Raw genomic sequence first — 1033 nt, 5'->3', positions numbered from 1 at the left:
AAATACTCTTTAGAAACCAAGTTATCGGCTGTTACTGCTTATCTTAATGGCGTAGAATCCTTTAAAGATATAGCTCAAAAGCATTGTGTAGATATGACGATGTTAAAAAAATGGGTAGCTAAGTTTAAAAGACATGGATTGGCAGGTCTTCAAAAGACATATACAAATTACTCTGTTGAGTTTAAAATGGACGTACTTAAATTTATAAACGAGATGGGAGCGTCCATCGCAGAAGCTACCGCAGTATTTAATATTCCTACTTCTAGCACTGTGTGGAAATGGAAACATTTACTTGAGACACAAGGGATTGACGCTCTTCAACCAAAGGAGAAGGGGCGTCCACTTATGAAAAAGAAGCCAGAGAACAACCAACAAGTAGAAGGATCAGAAGAAGCATTAAAAGCTGAAATTGAGAGATTACGTATGGAGAATGCGTATTTAAAAAAGTTACATGCCTTAATTCAAGAAAAGGAAAAGTCACAGAACAAGACAAAGCGCAAATAATTTATGAGTTGAGGCACGAATTTAAAGTCATTGACTTAGTAAAAGTCGCTGATATTCCGCGCAGTACCTATTATTACTGGGTGAAACGAATGGACCTCCCAGATAAATATCACGAAGTGAAAGAAATGATCCAACAGATTTTTCATAAGCACCAAGGTCGATATGGCTATCGGCGTATTACGTGGACATTACGCAATCAAGGTATCATATTAAATCACAAAACAGTTCGTCGCTTAATGAACGAAATGAATTTAAAATCTCTTGTCCGTATGAAGAAGTATCGCTCATATCGTGGGAAAGTTGGCAACATCGCACCAAACATTCTAAAACGTGATTTTGGAGCAACGAAACCAAATGAGAAGTGGGTTACAGATGTGACAGAATTCCACATACATGGTGAGAAGTTGTATTTATCTCCGATACTTGATTTATATAATGGTGAAATTATTGCGTATAACGTAGAGAAACGTCCTGTTTACCCATTAGTCTCAAAAATGTTGGATAAGGCTTTTCAACAATTAAAAGATGG

1 pseudogene is annotated in these 1033 nt (G+C 36.7%); it reads left to right on the top strand.

The window, feature by feature from the left end:
* Positions 1-1033, top strand: a pseudogene (locus ACIGHG_RS25655) (IS3 family transposase); the annotation flags it as partial.

Origin of the sequence: Bacillus sp. NPDC077411, from assembly GCF_044543425.1 — a bacterium.
In the GTDB taxonomy this organism is placed as follows: domain Bacteria; phylum Bacillota; class Bacilli; order Bacillales; family Bacillaceae_G; genus Bacillus_A; species Bacillus_A bruguierae.
This window is presented reverse-complemented; position numbering and strand designations above follow the sequence as displayed.